Source organism: Kribbella catacumbae DSM 19601 (assembly GCF_000372465.1).
In the GTDB taxonomy this organism is placed as follows: domain Bacteria; phylum Actinomycetota; class Actinomycetes; order Propionibacteriales; family Kribbellaceae; genus Kribbella; species Kribbella catacumbae.
Genome location: NZ_AQUZ01000023.1, coordinates 48,103 through 64,999 on the forward strand (window position 1 = coordinate 48,103; position 16,897 = coordinate 64,999).

Below are 16,897 nucleotides of genomic sequence, written 5' to 3' on the forward strand. Positions count from 1 at the left end.
GTGCTCATGGCGCTGCGGGCTGCTCGTCGGGTGCTGGCCGGCGCCCGCCGGCCAGTGATTCGAGGCTTTGTCCCCGAGCTTCGATTCCGTAGCGCCACCACGCTGCGCCGGCAACGGCGCCGATCAGCCAGAACATGCCGAGGAGGACGAACATGGAGGTGAGGTTGAGGATACTGGCGGTCGAAGCGAGAAGGACTTGCCCGATGACTGCGCCGATCCGGCCGACGCCGACGCTGGCGCCGATGCCGGTGGCTCGCAGGTGGGTGGGGAACAGTTCGGAGAACGTCGGGTAGGCCGAGACCCAGGCGCAGGTCGCGAAGAATGCGGCCACGGTGAACGCCGCGAGCACTGCGGCGGGTGAACCGGTCACGGTCGAGACGGCAACGATTAGCATGCTGACCGCGGCGAGCGAGTAGGACGCGGTCACTGTCGGTGCGCGGCCGAGGCGGTCGAGCATGAAGGATACTGCGAGCCCGCCGAGCAGGGCGCCGAGGTTGGCGATCAGGAAGTACAGCGGCAGGACTGTGTCGGCGACTGGTACTGCGCCGGTGGCTGAGGAGAACACGAAGATGCTCATCGCGGTGAACAGTCCGTAGTATCCGGCCGCTTCGGAGAAGTCCAGTGTCATGCCGAACAACAGCCGGCCGCGGTAGTGGCTCCACAGTTGGGTCAGGCGGTTGCGGGCTGTGCCGGGTGTCGGCGGTGATGTGTAGCCGTGGGGGCTGGTGAGGCCGGTGATGGCCGTCACGACGGCGTCGGCTTCGGCGAGCCGGTTCCGTGAGGCGAGCCATCGCGGTGATTCGGGGATGAGTCTTCGGGCCAGCAGGCCGTAGCCGGCGCTGATGACACCGAACAGCATGGTGTAGCGCCATCCCAGTCCCAACGTCGAGATGACGACAATGGTGACGACGCTGGCGAGAATGCCGCCGAGCGCCCAGAACGTCATCACCAGGCCGTTGGTGAGCCCGCGGTTGCGGGCGGGCATGAACTCGGCGATCGCCGAGCTGACCGCGGAGTACTCGCCGCCCACGCCCAGGGCGGTGATGAACCGAAACAGGAGGAACAGCTCGAAACTCGGAGCGGTCGCGGTCGCTACTGCGGCGCAGGAGTACAGGATCAAGGTGGCGATGAACAGGCGTTTACGTCCGAACCGGTCGGCGATGTTGCCGAATCCGAGGGCGCCGAGGGCGACACCGGCGAACCAGACGATGTTGATCATCACGGCTTGCTGGCTGCCGAGGCCGAACTCTTCCTGGATGCCGGGGATGACCGAGCCGATGATCTGCACCTCGAAGGCGTCCAGCATCCAGCCCAGGCCCAGCGCGATCGCGATCCGGGTGTGGATCGACCGCCAGACGGATGCATCGAGGCGACTCGCCATCACAAACCCCTCACTGCTCCGGCGGGAACCGCCGGGGTGTGCGCCACGGTAGACCGGGCAGCTGGCCCGCGGCAGCAGCCCAGCCGGATCCGTAAGGCGGGCGTAAGCCGGGCCGCTGCCGCCGGAGTTCGTCGGCGATCCGTAAGGCTGTCTCCTCTTGTCGCCGTTGGTACCTCGGCGTTGTCTGAGATGGTGCGAGCCTTCGCAGGGGCCTGCCACGCGCCGCCGCTCGGCGGTCGTTCGGACGGAGTGGGATCGCGATGTATGTGATGCACAACGAGGCCGCGACCGGCCCACCGGTCGAAGCGCTGGCCGGGTCGGGCCTGTCGCGGGTGTTGGTGGCGGTGGTCCGTGTGACAGTGGCGTGGCTGTGGATCGAGAACGTGTCGTGGAAGCGGCCGCCGGAGTTCGGGAACAAGTCCGACCCAGCCGAGGGTCTCTACCAGTGGACCCTGTTCGGGGTGCAGAACCAGGTGTTCGCACCGTGGGCCTGGTTCGTGGAGCACGTCGTGCTGCCGAATTTCGTGCTGTTCGCGTGGATGACCTTCCTGGTCGAGGCGTGCCTGGGTGCGTTCCTGCTGGTCGGGCTCGCGACCCGCTTCTGGGCCCTGGTCGGCGTCGCGCAGTCGTTCGCGATCATTTTCTCGGTGTTGCGGACCCCGCACGAGTGGTTCTGGGCCTACCTGTTGATGGTGGCGGCCCATCTGCTGCTGTTCGCGGTCGCCGCGGGCCGGGCCTATGGCCTCGACGGGGTCCTTCGACCGGCCTGGCGTCAACGCGACGGTTTGCCGGCCCGGCTGTTGCGGGTGGCGTCATGAGAACGGTCACCGGGCTACGTGACCGGTTGGACCGGGCCGCGGTCGCCCTGGGTGCCGGCGCCGCGGCGAGCCTGCTCCTGAGCATCGCCGAGCGGGCGCCGCTGCGCCTGTTCAGCCTGGGCGCCGTCGGGGTGGTGGTCATGTTGGTGCTGGCCGCCGCGGCCCTGATCGGTGGCTACCTGCATCTACGGCCGGTCGTCATCCTGGCGGGTGCCGGGTTCGCTGCCGCCGTGGTCCTGCAGGTCGTTCAAGCCTCCCTGGGTGGAACGAACACGTTGGGCGGTGACGGGTCGAGCGTGGCGTTGCATCTCGGGTTCGCTGTCGGGCTGCTCACCGTCGGGCTCGCACCGACCACCTCGAGCAGCAGACCTACCGGCCGGCAGTGAAAGGAACGCCATGGAACTGAGCGCCAGGCTTGAACCTGTTGTGCAATTGGCCCGCGAGCACGCCCCGGACGTAGATGCGCGGGCACGGTTCCCGCACGAGGCGGTGACGGCTCTGCGCGAGTCCGGCTTGCTTGGGCTGACCGTCCCCACCGAGCAGGGTGGCCTCGGCGCGGGGCCGGTCGAGTTCGTCGAGGTCGTCACCGACCTGGCCGCCAGTTGCGGCTCGACGGCGATGATCTACCTGATGCACGTCTCCGCGGCGATGACCGTGGCGGCGGACCCGCCCCCTGGGCAACCCGAACTGCTGGCTGCCTTGGCCGATGGACGGGCGCTGGGGACGCTCGCGTTCAGCGAGCCGGGATCGCGGTCCCACTTCTGGGCGCCGGTGTCACAGGCGAAACGAGGAACCGGCAGCGCCGTTCAGTTGGCTGCGGCCAAGAGTTGGGTGACCTCGGCCGGGCACGCCGACCTGTATGTCACCTCCACCCTGTCACCGGACTCAGCCGGAGGGGTCGACCTGTACGCCGTCCCCGCCACAGCCGCCGGTGTCGCGGTCACCGGGGCGTTCCAAGGGATGGGGCTGCGCGGCAACGCCTCAGCACCGATGCAGTTCGACGCCATCGTCGACGACGACCGTCGCCTCGGCCCATCGGGCGGAGGCTTCGACCTGATGACCACCACGGTGATGCCCTGGTTCAACCTCGGCAACGCGGCCGTCTCGCACGGCCTGGCCTCGGCCGCCGTCCAGGCAGCCGTCGCGCACGTGAGCGGCGCGAGACTGCAACACATCGGGCAGGTCCTGGCCGACCTGCCCACCATCCGTGCCCGAGTGGCGCAGATGTCGCTTCGCCACGAAGCAACCGGCAGCTACCTGCGCGCCGCTGCACGCAGCATCGCCACACCAGACGGTGTGACCTCGCTGTATGTGCTGGGGGTGAAGGCGCTTGCCAACGACACCGCGCTGACTGTCACCGACGACGCGATGCGAGTCTGCGGCGGGGCCGCGTTCTCCAGCCAACTCCAGATCGACCGCTACTTCCGCGACGCCCGCGCCGGCCACGTGATGGCTCCAACCGCGGACGTGCTCTACGACTTCTACGGCAAGGCAATCACCGGACAACCGGTATTCGGATGACGGAGGCAACGATGCAACCAGTACTGGTCGGCGCAGTGGCCTACACCCCGAACGTCGTACCGATCTGGGAAGGAATCCGCGACTACTTCCGCGGCGCACCAGTCGAGCTGGACTTCGTGCTGTTCTCCAACTACGGCAGGCAAGTCGACGCACTGCTCGCCGGCATGATCGATATCGCCTGGAACACCAACCTGGCCTGGGTCCGCAGCGTCTTGCAGACCGGCGGAAAGGTGCAGGCGCTCGCGATGCGCGACACCGACCTCGACTTCCGCACCCTGCTGGTCAGCCGGGCCGGCGCGAGGTTCGCCGGACCCACTGACCTGCGCGGTCGGCGGCTGGCACTCGGCAGCCGTGATTCTGCCCAGGCCGCGATCCTTCCGGTGCACTACCTGCGACGCGAAGGGATCGCCGACGGCGAGATCGACCTGGTTCGGATCGACAGCGATCTGGGCAAACACGGCGACACCGGCCGCAGTGAACTCGACGCCATCCGCGCCGTCCTCGACGACCGCGCCGACGCAGCCGCGATCGGCGCCAACACCTGGGACGCGATCGGGAAGGAAGAATTGATGCCCGGCGCGCTGGAGGTGTTCTGGACCAGCCCCGACTACTGCCACTGCAACTTCACCGCTCTGGACAGCCTCGCCCCCGAACGAGCGCGGGCCTTTGTGGACCACCTGCTCGCGATGGACCACAACGACCCGGACCAGCGCCGTATCCTCGAACTCGAAGGCCTGCGCCGCCACTGGGTCAAACCCGACCTCGACGGGTACACCGACCTGTTCGCTGCTGTGGCCGACCAGCGGATCAGTGCGCGATGGTGATCCTCGACCTCGTCGAAGGACTCGGAGGCCTGGCTGACGGCGACCTCCTCACCGTGCCGATCGACTCACCGGCCGATCGCGAACTGGCTGCACAGTGGTGCGACCACACCGGCAACACCCTTGTCGCGGCCGACGAGCAAACGATCACCGTTCAGCGCGGCCGGCAGACCGACCCACTGACCGCGTTGCCGGCCGACCAACTACCGGGCGCCCGGCTATGGCTCTACACGAACTTCGACTGCAACCTGGCCTGCGACTACTGCTGTGTCCGGTCGTCACCGCGGACAGCACGCCGGGCACTCGGCGTCGAACGGATCCGCGAGATCGCCGCGCAGGCACCCGCCGCCGGCGTCACGGAGTTATTCCTCACCGGCGGAGAACCGTTCCTGCTGCCCGATCTCGACGACATCGTGACCGTCTGCACCGACGCATTACCGACCACACTGCTCACCAACGGCATGCTGTTCCGCGGCAGCCGCCTCCAAACACTGCAAACGATGCCCCGCGACCGCCTCACCGTGCAGATCAGCATCGACTCCGCCACCCCCGACCGCCACGACAGCCACCGCGGTCGCGGCAGCTGGGCCAAGGCCGTCGACGGCATCCGCATCGCCCACGGCGAAGGATTCACCGTCCGCGCCGCAGCCACCCTCACCACCAACAACCCGCGCGAAGAAGCCCAGCTACGCGCCTTCCTCGACTCCCTCGACATCCCCCGCCAGCACCAGATTGTCCGCCCGCTCGCACATCGCGGACTCGCAGCAGCAGGCCTTGAACTCACCGTCGAGACGCTCCTCCCCGAAGTCACCATCACCGCCGACGGAGCCTACTGGCACCCCGTCGGCGCCGACGACGACGACCAACTCGTCACTACCCAGATACTGCCGCTGACAGCGACCATCGAACGCGTCCGCGATCTGTACCGCGACCACCAACGAACCACCAACCACGCAGCCCGAACCTTCACCTGCGCCTGACAACCCAGCCCTCCACCCCGACCTGCCTGCAGACACCCGACATCGACGCCCTCGCCGCGGCATCGTCACGAGCAGTTCACCACCCAGCGCCCCGGCTGTGCCACCGGGCCACGTTCAGGCGGACCTTCGCCCTAGCGGACGACGTGGGCCCAGAACTGCGGGTTCAGTCGCCCGTTGGTCAGCGTCGGTGAGTCCGTCCCAGTGGCTGTAATGGTGAGCTGTGACAGCGACTTCAACAGCACCTCGGCGCCGTCGTACAGGGCCAGCAGCGCCCCGAGTGTCAGCAGCGACTAGAGGCCACATCTGCCGGTTCGGCGCTGCCGTTGCGGTCGAGCTTGCCGTTCGGGGTTTCGGGCAGCGCGTCCAACTCGACGAGGGCCGCGGGGACCATGTAGCCGGGCAGCCTGGATCGCAGGGTTTCGCGCAGCGCGGCGAGGTCGTGGCCGGTGGGCGTGAGGTAGCCGATGAGGCGGTCGTCGCGGACGATGACAACCGCGTTCCGGACGGCTGGTACCTCGCGCAGGACGGCTTCGATCTCACCTGGCTCGATCCGGTGGCCGTGCAGTTTGATCTGCTGGTCGGCGCGGCCGAGGCACTCCAGGGCACCGCCGGGCAACCGTCGTACCAGGTCTCCGGTGCGGTAGAGGGTACCGGGAGCGAAGGGGTCGGGGACGAACCGCTCGGCGGACAGGTCGGGACGGTTGCGATAACCCCTGGCTACGCCGTCGCCGCCGATGTACAGCTCGCCGGGGACACCCGGTGGCAGCAGCCGTAGCTGCCGGTCGAGGACATGACAGGTCGTGTTGGCGATCGGCGTTCCGATCGTGATGTCCCCGCCGGGCTGGACGCGGGCGACGGTGGACCAGATGGTCGTTTCGGTGGGCCCGTACAGGTTCCACACCGTGTCCGCATGCTCCAGCAACGCGTCGGCCAAGTCGCGGGGCAACGCCTCCCCGCCGCACAGCACCCGCAGACCCGGTGACCCCGCTCCGCCTGATCGTAGAGGTACAACATCGCGCCCGCGTCACAGGCGAGGACTGACGCTGGCGGCGGTCTCACAAGGGGCCTGTGAGGAGTCTGTGCGAAGTAGTCCGGTCGGCGTAGGAGAGCTGTTAGGACGCCGCAGCAGTGTCGATGCAACGAGAGAATCGCTGTATGGACACGAAGAACAGGCATCATCCAGTCGAGCCCCGACCCCAGGAGGTCAATCCCGAACTGGTGGCGATCGTCCGGATCATCCTGGTGGTCGGCGCCCTCGCCGCCCTACTCGGAGTACTGAACCACGTCGTCTAAAGGCACGAACCTCCTCCGGACAACGGCGCGGCGGGTTTAGAGGCCGACAGCCATCGCGTACTGCGGTTCATAGTCGTTGAAACGACCTCAGCGGGTGAACGCGGCCGTGTGGTTGGCGTGGTGGCTCCGGCGCTTCAGGGGATCTCCGGCGGATCTTGGCTGACGGTCGCTAATAGGTGCGTGACTAGCGGGTCTTGGTTTCCTTTGAGCCAGGCGACGGCGACTCGCGTGCGGGCGGTGCTGGGCTGGATCCTGCGGAAGGCGACACCTCTGAGGCGGATGTGCCGGATGCTTGCCGGTGCCAGGGAGACGCCGAGGCCGGCTTCGACGAGCGCGCACACGGTTTGCCACTCCACTGCGTGCTGGGCGATCTGCGGTGTAAAGCCTGCTGCGGTGCACAGGCCGGTGATCTGGTCGTGCAGCTGTGGGCCAACGTCACGGGGCAGCAGCACGAAGGGCGAGTCCGCCAACTGCGCAGGCTGCACGGTCCGTTGGGTGGCCAGCGGGTGGGCGGCCGGCAGTACTGCCACGAACGACTCCCTGAGTACCGTCCTGAATTCCAGCTCTGTCTCGGCGGCGGGAGGTTCGCGCAGCAGGCCGACGTCGATGGTCTTGTCGTGCAGGGCGGTGAGCTGCGGCGCGGTGGTCATCTCGCGGATGTCCAGCTGCACGCCGGGGAATCGCTGTCGGAAAGTGCGGAGCATGCCGGGTAGGACGGTCAGTGCGAGGGAGGCGGCAAAACCGATCCGTAGGCGGCCGGCCTCACCGCTTCCGACGGCCCGGGCTGCGGACAGGCCATCGGCAATGTCGGTGAGGGCCCGCTGCGCGACGGGCAGCAGTTCGCGGCCCACTGGGGTGAGCGTGACGCGTCCTGGTTCGCGGCTGAACAGCGCGTGGCCGACCTTGTCTTCGAGGCGACGGATCTGCTGGCTCAGCGGAGGCTGGGCGATCCCCAGGCGGGCGGCCGCGTGGCCGAAGTGGAGTTCCTCGGCGAGCACGACGAACGCGTGGAGCTGCGGGAGGGGAAGTTCGGGGCGGTCCATACGTCTATAGATATCAGACCATGCCTGTCGCAGTATTAGACGTATATCTGCAGGTCATCTAGCCTTCGGCGCATGACAGAGCGACGTGCGATCCTCAGCGGGTCGACCTTCGAGGAGCAGATCGGCTATGCCCGTGCCGTGGTCGACGGTGACTGGGTGCATGTGTCCGGGACGACCGGCTTCGACTACGGCACCATGACGATTTCCGACGACGTCGTGGAGCAGGCCGAGCAGTGCCTGCGCAACATCGAGTTCGCGCTGGCGGAGGCCGAGTGCACCTTCGCCGACGTGGTGCGGGTGCGGTACCTGCTGCCCGACCGCGAAGACTTCGAGCCCTGCTGGCCGGTCCTGCGCCGCTACTTCGGTGGCGTCCGGCCAGCCGCCACAATGCTCGTGTGCGGCCTCGCCGACCCCCGGATGAAGATCGAGATAGAGGTCGATGCGCGACGGGGTAGCGGAACGGCCGTAACTGTCGCGAGCTGAGGAAGTCGGGTGGCACCCCGGATTATGGTGCGTTCTGCTGTCGGGCAGGCCGCGATCGAGCTGCGTGGGACGGTGGTGGACCCATCCGCTCTGCTTGCGGTGACGAATACTGCGGTCGGCCGCTGCCGACCACAGTCCCCCCGGGGAGGCATGGGCCCGCCGTCACACCCCTTCGGTGGACCCACGCTTCGGGAGGGCGCGGCAGGCGATGAGGAGATGGGGTGCGGAAAGGCTTCGTTATGACTGATCGGGGCAACTCACGGTTGATCTGCGTTCGGGCGATGACGGCGGCCCGGTCATGACCGGCGCGAGTAGTTCGCCTACGCGGAGTAGACCTCGGAGGCCGTTCACGGTCGAGGCGCGGTTGGCTGAGCATGTCGAGCGGCTGGCTGATGAGCATCCGCCGATCCCGGTGGACAGTGCCGACTACTCGATGGCGCGACCGGAGTTGCTGGCCGAGCGGTTCGGCCCGGTGCTTACCTATATGTCGAGGGTCGAGCTGGAAGTCGAGCGGAATGTGCTGGAGCTCAACTTGTTGCTCCCGGATCCGCCGCCCATCGATCGGCACTTCTACGCCGATGTGTGGCTGCCGCAGGAGATCCATCACGGGTTGCTGCTGGATCGGCTGCAGTCGCTGGCCGGTCTGCCGCCGTCGACGCCGGACCTCACCCATGTGTCGCTCAGTTTCCGGGTGCTCGGTGCACTCGGGCGATTGAGTGCCGTACAGGACGTGACCCGGATGATGTATTACCTCACCGGCGTCGCGACGGAGCAGTCGGCCATCCTCGCGTACAACAAGCTTCACCTGGGCCTGCTGGATCTCGGCGAGCGAGCTATCGCCTCGACTATCGTCGCGCCGATCAAGCGTCAGGAGCCGGGGCACTTCGCCTACTACAAGATCGCTGCTCAGGGTTTGTGGTCCGAGTTGACCCAGTGGCAGAAGTGGCTGGTCCGTACCTTGCGGCGGCACACGTTCGAACCCGTTGGCGCGTATACCAAGAGGCAGTGGGCCGAGTTCGGTGCGGTGATGCACCATCTCGGCATCACGACGGAGGGCGAGAAGGGGATCACCCGGTACGCCGAGCAGATCGGCCGGCTGGAGCTCGAACTGCTCTGGGCCCAACGGCAAGGACTGCGCGTGCCGACCTACGTCCTGGACTCCCTCAGGACCGCTGCCCGCCTAGACGCAACCGATCGCCCCGCCACTAACCACTATGAGCCGATCGCCGCGCGCCGCCGATGAAGGCATTTGGGTCTCCGGCGGCACGCGCCAACTGTTACAGGCCAGGGCGGTTGCGGTCGTAGTAGTCGCCCAGGCGGTCGCGGTACTCCTGAGTCCGGCCGGTGTCCGGGTCGTACTCGGGGGAGTCCTTGACCTCGTCCTTCGTGCAGTTGACGTAGACCTTCTGCTCGTCGTTGTCCACCCGCTGGACGATGCCGGCGGGAAGCATGACCTTGCGTCCCAGGATCCACGGCCCAGTGTCGACGATGATCGAGGCCGACCCCGTGTCGTAGGTGGCTTCGTCGATCTTGCCGATGTCGCCATCGGTCGCGGCGATCTTGTAACCGACGAGATCGGTTCCCTCGGCGTACCCGGTGTCCTCGCGGTAGCTCCACGCGTCGAACATGCTCATGATCTGCTCCTTTCTCGCAGGCTCCGATACCGAGCCGAGCCGGTGCGGCCAGACCTTCGGTATCGACAGGCCCCGGTACCCATGCATCAGCCACCGAATCTGACTGGGTTGACCGACAGAGCCCAGCGGCGTGCCTGGGGCTGTCTAATGCCTGGGTTCGAGGGAGGCGAGTACCATCGTGGTGCAGCACTACCTGGCCGCCGGTAGTCCGGCGCCGTGCTTCGACTAGGAAGCCTGATGGCCGTAGACGTGTTGACCGAGGTCGTGATCGAGCGGCCGTTACCGATGGTGGCCGAGTATGTCGGGGATCCGTCGAATGCGCCTGAGTGGTATGCCAACATCGAGTCGGTCAGTTGGCGGACTGAGCCGCCGGTCGCGGTCGGTTCGCGAATGGAGTTTGTGGCCCACTTCCTCGGCCGGCGGCTCGTCTACACCTACGAAGTCGTCGAGTTTGCGCCGCTGGAGCGGCTGGTGATGCGGACTGAGCAGGGCCCGTTCCCGATGGAGACCAGCTATCAATGGTCGCCAGCGGGTGAGCGGTTCACCTCGATGTCGCTGCGTAACCGGGGCGAGCCTTCGGGTTTCGCCGGTGTGGCCGCCCCGCTGATGTCTGCCGCGATGCGGCGCGCCAACCAGAAGGACCTCAGCCGCCTGAAGGCCCTGCTCGAGTCCCGCTGATCGCGAGTCACGGTTTCTTGCTGAGGGTGCTCCGGGCGAAGGCGACGGCCTCAGCCAGCAGGGTGCGCCAGAGTTGACGGTCGTTCGTGGGGATTGCGACCCATTCACGGAAGACCTTGCCGGCAGGGGCGAACTCGTCGCCGGTGCCGGCTTTGACGAGTTCGGCTACGCGCTCGCTCGGTAGTTTTACGACCAGGCAGGCAGCCTTCTCGTCGTACGAGGCGAGGAACTGTCCAGCGAGCCGGACACAGGGGTAGCCCATCATCGTGGACCGGCCGACTGCGGGGTCGTAGAGCAGATCGTCGGTGAGCTCGTCGTACAGGTCGCGGGCCTCGTCCCCGCCGGATCGGTCCGGCGGGGAGGGGCGCTTCGGGGGTTGTGCCATCAGGCCGCCGGTGGGGTGAAGACGCCGAACTGGTTGCCTGCCGGGTCGCGCAGGTAGGCGAAGGCCGGGGCACCGGGTCCGGGGTCGAGGTGCTTGCTGAGCACCGAACCGCCGAGCTGTTCCGCGTCGGCGCAGGTGGCCTCGACGTCGGCGACGAGGATGTAGAACACCGCGTGGTCGGGCACCTGCCCGCCGGTGCCGAAGATGCCGCCCATCGGTGCGTCGGCGCCGGAGGCTTTGATGTTGCGGTAGTCCAGGCCGCCGGCCGCGGCGGGGCCGTCTGCGTCAAAGGCCCAGTCGAAGAGGCTGCCGTAGAACTTCTGGGCGCCGTCGGGGTCGCTGGTGGCGACCTCGAACCAGGCCAGGGTGCCGGGAGCGGTCATGATTGTCTCCTTCATCGTGTGGATCACCCGCCGGAGCGGCGGGTTGGTCCCACCGTCGCAGGGGTTCGCGACAGCCCTATGTCGGTGTTCGGCAGAAGATCTTCGGGACGCAGTGCCGATTCCGGCAGCTTCGTGTCGTGGCCGTCGACCTTGACCTCAGGGGCAGCGTGCCGCGGGCGTGGCGGCGTCGGTGTGCGCTCGGCCCAGGTGATGCGGTCCATTCGGAACACCCGGTCGTCCTGCCGCAGGCGGCACCAGGCGGTGAGGTAGGAACCATTGGGCCCGACGACGACGTGCTGCGGTTCGACCTCCCGCTCGGTCTCGATGCCGCCGACGTCCGTATAGCCGATGCGCAACACATGGTTGTCCCGCACGGCTAGCCAGATCCTCTCGGCGATCTCGGCATCGGGATCAGGTACCGGCTGTACGAGCAGTCTGACCTTCGCGGCGGCCGTGCGTGCTTCCTCGAGCGCGCGCTCCGGCATCGCGGCCACGATCTTCTGCAACGCACTCCGGGCGTCGCGGGCGAAAAGCACGTGGTCGCTGCGGCTCAGCGCCACGGCGACCGCCGTGGCCTCGCGGGGCGTGAAGTTGAGTGGGGGCAGGCTCATCGACCGGTCGAGGGTGTAGCCGCCGGTGCGTCCTTGTTTGGTCGCGAGCGGGACACCGGCCTGGCCGAGCGCGCTCAGGTCGCGCTCAACGGTCCTGACACTGATCTCGAAGTGCCCGGCCAGTTGCCGCGCCGTACGGCCCCTCGGTCCCGCCGCTCGCAGCTCCTCGACGAGGGCGTACAGACGGTCGATGCGGTTCATAACTGTCAGGCTAGGCGCGGCCGGGGACAGAAAATTGAGATTCGGTGCGAGAGTTGTCCTGATCGTGCCTCGGTCTTTCGTCACTAGGTCGAAGCGGGATGGTCCCGCGGACCTGAGGAGTCGAGATGAGTCAGTACCTGCTGTCGGTGTACGAGGTGGAGGGAAATGTCGCGGGTGCACCTTCCACCCCCGAGGAGATGCAGGCCTTCATGGGCCGCGTGATCGCGCTCGAGGAGGAGATGGACCGGGCCGGCACCTTCGTCTTCGGCGGCGCGCTCCATGGCCCCGATGCGGCCACCGTCGTGGCGGGTGGTACTGGCCTGGACAAGGTGACCACCGACGGACCCTTCGTGGAGGCGAAAGAGCACATCGGCGGCTTCTACGTCATCAATGCGGAGGACCTCGATGCCGCGCTGGCTTGGGCGGAGAAGGTTGTGGAGGCCATCAACCACGACATCGAGGTACGGCCGTTCCGGGCCACCGGACGCGTACGGGCCGGCCACTGACGGAGGTGGTGGATGGACGACGTCGAGCAGGCATTCCGCGAAGCGTACGGACAGGCCGTGGCAACACTGACCCGGATCTTCGGGGACATCACGCTGGCCGAGGACGCCGTACAGGATGCTTTCGTGACCGCCCTCGATCGATGGCCGCGGGACGGTGTTCCGGATAACCCGGCCGGCTGGATCGTCACGACGTCGAGGAATCGTGCTGTCGACGTCGTACGCCGGAACCGGCGCGGACGAGAGCTGACCGAGGGAATCGCGTCGGATCGGCTTCGAACTGAATCAAGCGCCGAGTGGGAGTCGTGGGAGATGATGCGAGACGATCAGTTGCGGCTCGTGTTCACGTGCTGCCATCCCGCCATCCGGGTCGAGCACCAGGTGGCGCTCACCCTGCGGCTGATCGCGGCGCTCACCCCGTCGGAGGTGGCGTCGGCGTTCCTGATGAGCGACGAGGCGATGGCGAAACGCCTGGTGCGGGCGAAGTACAAGATCAAGGCGGCGCGCATTCCCTATCGGGTACCCGACGACGCCGAACTGCCGGGCCGGACGCGCGCGGTGCTTTCGGTGCTCTATCTGGTTTACAACGCGGGCGCGGACGACGCCAGGCGCGGCCACCTTCGCGCCGAAGCGATACGGCTGACCCGGCTTCTGACGGTCCTGATGCCGGATGAACCAGAGGCCGTGGGTCTGCTGGCCCTGATGCTTTTGAACGATGCGCGCATGCCCGCACGCGGCGGTGACACTGACGTAGTACTGCTGAAAGATCAGGATCGGTCTCAGTGGGATCGCTCCCTGATCGCGGAGGGGCAGGCGCTCGTACTGGCGTGTCTGCGCCGACGCCAGCTCGGACCGTTCCAACTGCAAGCCGCGATCCAGGCGCTGCATTGCGCGGCAGCCCGCTACGAGGACACGGACTGGGCGGCGATAGTCCGCTTCTACGACCGGCTGATCGCGGTCATGCCGACAGCGGTCGTGGGGCTGAACCGGGCCGTCGCCGTTGCCGAGACCCAAGGGCCTGGCGCTGCTCTGCAACTCCTCGACGATGTCGCCGGCGAACTGTCGAACTACCACCTGCTGCACGCCGCCCGTGGGGCAATCCTGCAGCGACTCGGACGTCGGACAGAGGCAGCGGAGGCTTACTCCCGTGCCGCCGAGCTGGCCAGGACCGGCTCCACGACCCAGTTCCTCCGCAAACAAAGCCAATCCCTCGAGCGGTGCGACGCAGCAGGAGGGTGAGTGGGGCTCGGGCAAGCTGGCATCCGTACCTTCGATCACCCCGAAATGGGTTGTCAGTCGCTACCCGTGGTCCTTGACTATCTCGGCATCTGCTGTTTTTTGTCTAGACCACAACGATCCAACCGAATCGGAGACCGTGACCTGGGCAACCAGGCTTAGCGCGTCAGGCCGACTCGCTAGACCGCGCCAGGTCCGGTGACGGTGCGCTGGTCGGCTGCGAAGTGCTGAAGCCCTTCGGGTGTACTAGCTCCGTTGCAGTCGTTCGATCTCGTCACGGCAGATCCGCCATGCGGCGTGGTCAGTGTCGATCAGTTCGAAGTGTCCGGCGTTGGGGAGTTCGGTGAGGGTCACGTTGTCGCCGGCGCGAGTGGCCGCGTCTCGGTAGCGTTGGCTCTGGCCGAGGGGGACGATGCGATCGTGGTCGCCGTGCACCAGTGCAACGGGCACTTTGAGCGGGAGGCGTTCGTAAGGCGACGCGAGCTCGTACCGGGCGCGGTCCGCGGCCGGATCGGCACCCATCAGGGACTGCACTGCCTGACCGCCGAGGTTCTCGCGAACACCGCCGACGAGGTCGAGGATGCCTGCCTGGGAGACTGCTCCTTTGAGGATGACCTTCGGAGCTGCGCCCGGCGCGGCCGACGGTAGGTTCTGGCGACCTGCCGCCCAGACGGCGAGATGCCCCCCGGCTGAATGGCCGACCGCGACGACCTTCCCGAGGTCGAGCCGCCGCTGGGCTTTGAGCGCATCGATAGCCGTCGCCACATCCTCGAACGTGGCTGGCCAGCCGCCACCGTTGCCGACGCGGCGGTATTCGATCGCGTAGCCGGCGATGCCGTGTGCCGCAAGATCCTTGACCAGCGGTGTGGCCAGCTCCATGCCGTAGCTGCTCGTCCAGAACCCGCCGTGAATCACCACGGCCACCGGAACGACGCCATCACCTGTTGGCAGGTGAAGCTCCGCCACTTGTGATTCGTCTGCGCCGTACCGGACCCGATGGACCTGATGCATTGCACGGTCAGCTGTACGAGCGCAGCCGGTCGTCAGCGCTGCCGCGCTCAGCGCCCAGGTCAGGGCGTGTCGCCGGGTGATCGTCATAATCGGTATTCGTTTCCGTGGCCGCGGAGGATCGGCCACCACCAGCGGCCGCAGCTCCGCCACCTCCACGGTCACTCATCTCGGTCACCTGTCCCCAGCGTGGTGCGGATGTTGGCGGCGTGCGCTGCGGAGGAACTTCATGTGGGCGGTCAATGGCCTTGCGAATGAACTTTGAAGCTCAGACCTATCCGCCTGGGCGAGGGCTGCGAAGTACCGGTGTCAGCTGTGAGCACTTCTCCGCTCACGGCATTTCCGGAAGAGAGTTCGTCATGTCCAAGACCTCCGTTCGCGTCGGCCTCGCCGCATCCGCGCTGGCCCTGGTTCTCGCCACCGCGGCTTGCGGCAGCGACGACAGCAGCTCCAGCGGTTCCCCTTCGACCAGCACCTCCTCGGCGCCGGGCGAGACTCCTAGTACCACCCCGTCGGCCGACAACATGTCCGGCCTGGTCGGTCCGGGCTGCGCCGACTACGCCAAGGCCAATCCCACCGGCGCCGGCTCGGTCGACGGCATGGCCGCCGCGCCCCTGGCCACCGCCGCCTCCGGCAACCCGCTGCTGACCACCCTGGTCGCCGCGGTGTCGGGCAAGCTGAACCCGAAGGTCGACCTGGTCTCGACCCTGAACGGCGGCGAGTTCACCGTCTTCGCCCCGGTAGACACCGCGTTCGCGAAGATTCCCGCCGCGACCATCAACACCCTGAAGACCGACGACGCGCTGCTCTCCAAGATTCTGACCTACCACGTGGTCCCGGGCCAGCTGGCGCCGGACGCGGTGGTCGGCAAGCAGACCACCGTCCAGAAGGGCGCCGTCACCGTCACGGGCTCCGGCGACAACCTGATGGTCAACAACGCCAAGGTCATCTGCGGCGGCGTCAAGACCGCCAACGCCACGGTCTACCTGATCGATACCGTCCTGATGCCCCCGGCAGCCTGACGAACCAGCCGACAGCATGGCCTGTGCCATCGAGCTACTCAACTAGTGCTCGGTGGCACAGGCGACGGGCAGTGCGCGGCAGCCTTATCGGGCTGCCGAGAACTGACATGGCCTAGCAGGGAGGTGGACGGACCATGACCACGACGCCGGATGTCCACACACTCACAGGCCCCTATGTCCTTGACGCACTGCCCGGCGACGAGCGACTCGAATTCGAGCAGCACGTGGTGGACTGCGCCGCCTGCGGTACCGAGGTGAATGAACTCCGCGAAGCCGCTGTCAAACTCGCCTCGGGAGTAGCCACCGTTCCACCTTCCCAGCTGAAAGCAAGGGTGCTCGCCGCGGTCAGCCAAGTCCGCCAACACCACCCGATACTTGAGTCTGAGATAGACGGCATGGTCGTGGCTCCACGTCGCAGCCTCTGCCGTTGGCCGTCCCTGACCCTGGCCGCTGCCGCGATGGCAGTTGCTCTCGCCGGTGGTATCGCGCTTGACCAGTACCGCGACAACACAGCGATCAGTCGTCAGAACCATCAGATGGCAGCTGTACTTGCCGAGCCGGACGCACGGACAGTGCACGGAAAAGTGAGTGGCGGCGGACAGGCCACGGTTGTCGCCTCGACTCGCCGGGACACGGCGGTCGTAGTGTTGAAGGGTTTGCAACCACTCTCATCGAAGCAGACGTATCAACTGTGGCTCATTGACAGCACGCAGACAGCCCACTCGATCGGCCTTGTCGACGGGCGAACCGCCGGCGAACTGACCAAGGTCATCGCCGGCGGAGTCGCGGGGAAGGTCGCCTTCGGCCTGACGGTTGAACCCGAAGGCGGATCGGCCAAGCCGACGCATCATCCGGCTGCCCTGATCCCGATGGTCTGATCTGCCGATCTGACCGGC

The 16,897-nt window shown here is 67.0% G+C and carries 21 protein-coding genes; 13 read left to right on the forward strand and 8 right to left on the reverse strand.

What is annotated here, in order from left to right; genetic code table 11:
- Positions 1-4: 4 nt before the first annotated feature.
- Positions 5-1,381: an MFS transporter gene (locus tag A3ES_RS0123145; RefSeq protein WP_020389225.1), complete on the reverse strand. Its 1,377-nt coding sequence runs from the start codon at positions 1,379-1,381 to the stop codon at positions 5-7.
- 260 nt (positions 1,382-1,641) lie between these two features.
- Between A3ES_RS0123145 and A3ES_RS0123150 the strand changes: the two genes are divergently transcribed.
- Genes A3ES_RS0123150 through A3ES_RS0123170 form a run of 5 tightly spaced genes read left to right on the forward strand, consistent with a single transcriptional unit; the run spans position 1,642 to position 5,521 of the window.
- The gene (locus tag A3ES_RS0123150) at positions 1,642-2,199 is read left to right on the forward strand and encodes a DoxX family protein (RefSeq protein ID WP_020389226.1); all 558 of its coding nucleotides are present in this window, start codon (positions 1,642-1,644) and stop codon (positions 2,197-2,199) included.
- Positions 2,196-2,585, forward strand: coding sequence for an Rv1678 family membrane protein (locus A3ES_RS48070; protein ID WP_063745992.1), 390 nt, complete (start codon positions 2,196-2,198; stop codon positions 2,583-2,585). Before A3ES_RS0123150 ends, A3ES_RS48070 begins: the two co-directional genes overlap by 4 nt.
- Before the next feature lie 10 nt (positions 2,586-2,595).
- On the forward strand, positions 2,596-3,720 hold the full coding sequence (fadE16, locus tag A3ES_RS0123160; RefSeq protein ID WP_020389228.1) for an Rv1679 family acyl-CoA dehydrogenase: 1,125 nt from the start codon (positions 2,596-2,598) through the stop codon (positions 3,718-3,720).
- On the forward strand, positions 3,717-4,544 hold the full coding sequence (locus tag A3ES_RS0123165; protein ID WP_040455286.1) for an Rv1680 family SBP-like protein: 828 nt from the start codon (positions 3,717-3,719) through the stop codon (positions 4,542-4,544). The genes fadE16 and A3ES_RS0123165 overlap by 4 nt, the downstream gene beginning before the upstream one ends.
- Positions 4,538-5,521 carry an Rv1681 family radical SAM protein gene (locus A3ES_RS0123170; RefSeq protein ID WP_020389230.1) on the forward strand — a complete coding sequence of 328 codons (984 nt, stop codon included), beginning with the start codon at positions 4,538-4,540 and terminating at the stop codon, positions 5,519-5,521. The genes A3ES_RS0123165 and A3ES_RS0123170 overlap by 7 nt, the downstream gene beginning before the upstream one ends.
- A 280-nt stretch (positions 5,522-5,801) precedes the next feature.
- On the opposite strand, the gene A3ES_RS48075 is transcribed toward A3ES_RS0123170, so the two are convergent.
- Positions 5,802-6,488 (reverse strand): AMP-binding protein, encoded by a 687-nt coding sequence (locus tag A3ES_RS48075; protein WP_020389231.1) that lies wholly within the window; start codon positions 6,486-6,488, stop codon positions 5,802-5,804.
- 188 nt (positions 6,489-6,676) lie between these two features.
- Here A3ES_RS48075 and A3ES_RS55095 point away from each other — a divergent pair, with 188 nt between their 5' ends.
- On the forward strand, positions 6,677-6,814 hold the full coding sequence (locus tag A3ES_RS55095) for a hypothetical protein (RefSeq protein ID WP_020389232.1): 138 nt from the start codon (positions 6,677-6,679) through the stop codon (positions 6,812-6,814).
- A gap of 134 nt (positions 6,815-6,948) precedes the next feature.
- Here the strand turns inward: A3ES_RS55095 and A3ES_RS0123185 are convergent, their stop codons facing one another.
- Positions 6,949-7,857, reverse strand: coding sequence for a LysR family transcriptional regulator (locus tag A3ES_RS0123185; protein ID WP_020389233.1), 909 nt, complete (start codon positions 7,855-7,857; stop codon positions 6,949-6,951).
- A 72-nt stretch (positions 7,858-7,929) separates the two neighbouring features.
- Between A3ES_RS0123185 and A3ES_RS0123190 the strand changes: the two genes are divergently transcribed.
- Together A3ES_RS0123190 and A3ES_RS48080 are read left to right on the forward strand one after the other, a co-directional pair.
- Positions 7,930-8,340 (forward strand): RidA family protein, encoded by a 411-nt coding sequence (locus A3ES_RS0123190; RefSeq protein WP_020389234.1) that lies wholly within the window; start codon positions 7,930-7,932, stop codon positions 8,338-8,340.
- Positions 8,341-8,704: 364 nt separating this feature from the next.
- Positions 8,705-9,583: a hypothetical protein gene (locus A3ES_RS48080; protein ID WP_020389235.1), complete on the forward strand. Its 879-nt coding sequence runs from the start codon at positions 8,705-8,707 to the stop codon at positions 9,581-9,583.
- 34 nt (positions 9,584-9,617) lie between these two features.
- Here the strand turns inward: A3ES_RS48080 and A3ES_RS0123200 are convergent, their stop codons facing one another.
- Complete coding sequence (locus tag A3ES_RS0123200; protein ID WP_020389236.1) at positions 9,618-9,974, reverse strand: hypothetical protein; 357 nt, start codon at positions 9,972-9,974, stop codon at positions 9,618-9,620.
- Positions 9,975-10,211: 237 nt separating this feature from the next.
- Here A3ES_RS0123200 and A3ES_RS0123205 point away from each other — a divergent pair, with 237 nt between their 5' ends.
- Positions 10,212-10,652: an SRPBCC family protein gene (locus tag A3ES_RS0123205; protein ID WP_020389237.1), complete on the forward strand. Its 441-nt coding sequence runs from the start codon at positions 10,212-10,214 to the stop codon at positions 10,650-10,652.
- A 7-nt stretch (positions 10,653-10,659) separates the two neighbouring features.
- On the opposite strand, the gene A3ES_RS0123210 is transcribed toward A3ES_RS0123205, so the two are convergent.
- From A3ES_RS0123210 to A3ES_RS48085, 3 genes are read right to left on the reverse strand one after another with little or no spacing between them, the layout of a single operon-like run.
- Positions 10,660-11,037, reverse strand: coding sequence for a hypothetical protein (locus A3ES_RS0123210; protein ID WP_020389238.1), 378 nt, complete (start codon positions 11,035-11,037; stop codon positions 10,660-10,662).
- Positions 11,037-11,420: a VOC family protein gene (locus tag A3ES_RS0123215; protein ID WP_020389239.1), complete on the reverse strand. Its 384-nt coding sequence runs from the start codon at positions 11,418-11,420 to the stop codon at positions 11,037-11,039. Before A3ES_RS0123215 ends, A3ES_RS0123210 begins: the two co-directional genes overlap by 1 nt.
- Positions 11,421-11,443: 23 nt before the next feature.
- Positions 11,444-12,232: a helix-turn-helix transcriptional regulator gene (locus A3ES_RS48085; RefSeq protein WP_020389240.1), complete on the reverse strand. Its 789-nt coding sequence runs from the start codon at positions 12,230-12,232 to the stop codon at positions 11,444-11,446.
- Positions 12,233-12,357: 125 nt separating this feature from the next.
- Between A3ES_RS48085 and A3ES_RS0123225 the strand changes: the two genes are divergently transcribed.
- Both A3ES_RS0123225 and A3ES_RS0123230 read left to right on the forward strand, forming a co-directional pair.
- A complete protein-coding gene (locus A3ES_RS0123225; RefSeq protein ID WP_020389241.1) occupies positions 12,358-12,738 on the forward strand; it encodes a YciI family protein in 381 nt (126 codons plus the stop codon).
- 12 nt (positions 12,739-12,750) lie between these two features.
- Complete coding sequence (locus tag A3ES_RS0123230) at positions 12,751-13,974, forward strand: RNA polymerase sigma factor (protein ID WP_020389242.1); 1,224 nt, start codon at positions 12,751-12,753, stop codon at positions 13,972-13,974.
- A gap of 243 nt (positions 13,975-14,217) precedes the next feature.
- Here A3ES_RS0123230 and A3ES_RS0123235 read toward each other — a convergent pair whose 3' ends face one another.
- Positions 14,218-15,069 carry an alpha/beta fold hydrolase gene (locus A3ES_RS0123235; protein ID WP_020389243.1) on the reverse strand — a complete coding sequence of 284 codons (852 nt, stop codon included), beginning with the start codon at positions 15,067-15,069 and terminating at the stop codon, positions 14,218-14,220.
- 269 nt (positions 15,070-15,338) lie between these two features.
- Between A3ES_RS0123235 and A3ES_RS0123240 the strand changes: the two genes are divergently transcribed.
- A complete protein-coding gene (locus A3ES_RS0123240; RefSeq protein ID WP_020389244.1) occupies positions 15,339-16,001 on the forward strand; it encodes a fasciclin domain-containing protein in 663 nt (220 codons plus the stop codon).
- Between the two features lie 134 nt (positions 16,002-16,135).
- Complete coding sequence (locus A3ES_RS0123245; RefSeq protein WP_020389245.1) at positions 16,136-16,879, forward strand: anti-sigma factor; 744 nt, start codon at positions 16,136-16,138, stop codon at positions 16,877-16,879.
- The last annotated feature ends 18 nt before the right edge of the window (positions 16,880-16,897 follow it).

Excerpts from the sequence above, each read along its gene's own strand:
- A3ES_RS0123145 (WP_020389225.1), bottom strand. The coding sequence starts at position 1,381 with ATGGCGAGTCGCCTCGATGCATCCGTCTGGCGGTCGATCCACACCCGG.
- A3ES_RS0123150 (WP_020389226.1), top strand. The coding sequence starts at position 1,642 with ATGTATGTGATGCACAACGAGGCCGCGACCGGCCCACCGGTCGAAGCG.
- A3ES_RS48070 (WP_063745992.1), top strand. The coding sequence starts at position 2,196 with ATGAGAACGGTCACCGGGCTACGTGACCGGTTGGACCGGGCCGCGGTC.
- fadE16 (WP_020389228.1), top strand. The coding sequence starts at position 2,596 with ATGGAACTGAGCGCCAGGCTTGAACCTGTTGTGCAATTGGCCCGCGAG.
- A3ES_RS0123165 (WP_040455286.1), top strand. The coding sequence starts at position 3,717 with ATGACGGAGGCAACGATGCAACCAGTACTGGTCGGCGCAGTGGCCTAC.
- A3ES_RS0123170 (WP_020389230.1), top strand. The coding sequence starts at position 4,538 with ATGGTGATCCTCGACCTCGTCGAAGGACTCGGAGGCCTGGCTGACGGC.
- A3ES_RS55095 (WP_020389232.1), top strand. The coding sequence starts at position 6,677 with ATGGACACGAAGAACAGGCATCATCCAGTCGAGCCCCGACCCCAGGAG.
- A3ES_RS0123185 (WP_020389233.1), bottom strand. The coding sequence starts at position 7,857 with ATGGACCGCCCCGAACTTCCCCTCCCGCAGCTCCACGCGTTCGTCGTG.
- A3ES_RS0123190 (WP_020389234.1), top strand. The coding sequence starts at position 7,930 with ATGACAGAGCGACGTGCGATCCTCAGCGGGTCGACCTTCGAGGAGCAG.
- A3ES_RS0123200 (WP_020389236.1), bottom strand. The coding sequence starts at position 9,974 with ATGAGCATGTTCGACGCGTGGAGCTACCGCGAGGACACCGGGTACGCC.
- A3ES_RS0123205 (WP_020389237.1), top strand. The coding sequence starts at position 10,212 with ATGGCCGTAGACGTGTTGACCGAGGTCGTGATCGAGCGGCCGTTACCG.
- A3ES_RS0123210 (WP_020389238.1), bottom strand. The coding sequence starts at position 11,037 with ATGGCACAACCCCCGAAGCGCCCCTCCCCGCCGGACCGATCCGGCGGG.
- A3ES_RS0123215 (WP_020389239.1), bottom strand. The coding sequence starts at position 11,420 with ATGACCGCTCCCGGCACCCTGGCCTGGTTCGAGGTCGCCACCAGCGAC.
- A3ES_RS48085 (WP_020389240.1), bottom strand. The coding sequence starts at position 12,232 with ATGAACCGCATCGACCGTCTGTACGCCCTCGTCGAGGAGCTGCGAGCG.
- A3ES_RS0123225 (WP_020389241.1), top strand. The coding sequence starts at position 12,358 with ATGAGTCAGTACCTGCTGTCGGTGTACGAGGTGGAGGGAAATGTCGCG.
- A3ES_RS0123230 (WP_020389242.1), top strand. The coding sequence starts at position 12,751 with ATGGACGACGTCGAGCAGGCATTCCGCGAAGCGTACGGACAGGCCGTG.
- A3ES_RS0123235 (WP_020389243.1), bottom strand. The coding sequence starts at position 15,069 with ATGACGATCACCCGGCGACACGCCCTGACCTGGGCGCTGAGCGCGGCA.
- A3ES_RS0123240 (WP_020389244.1), top strand. The coding sequence starts at position 15,339 with ATGTCCAAGACCTCCGTTCGCGTCGGCCTCGCCGCATCCGCGCTGGCC.
- A3ES_RS0123245 (WP_020389245.1), top strand. The coding sequence starts at position 16,136 with ATGACCACGACGCCGGATGTCCACACACTCACAGGCCCCTATGTCCTT.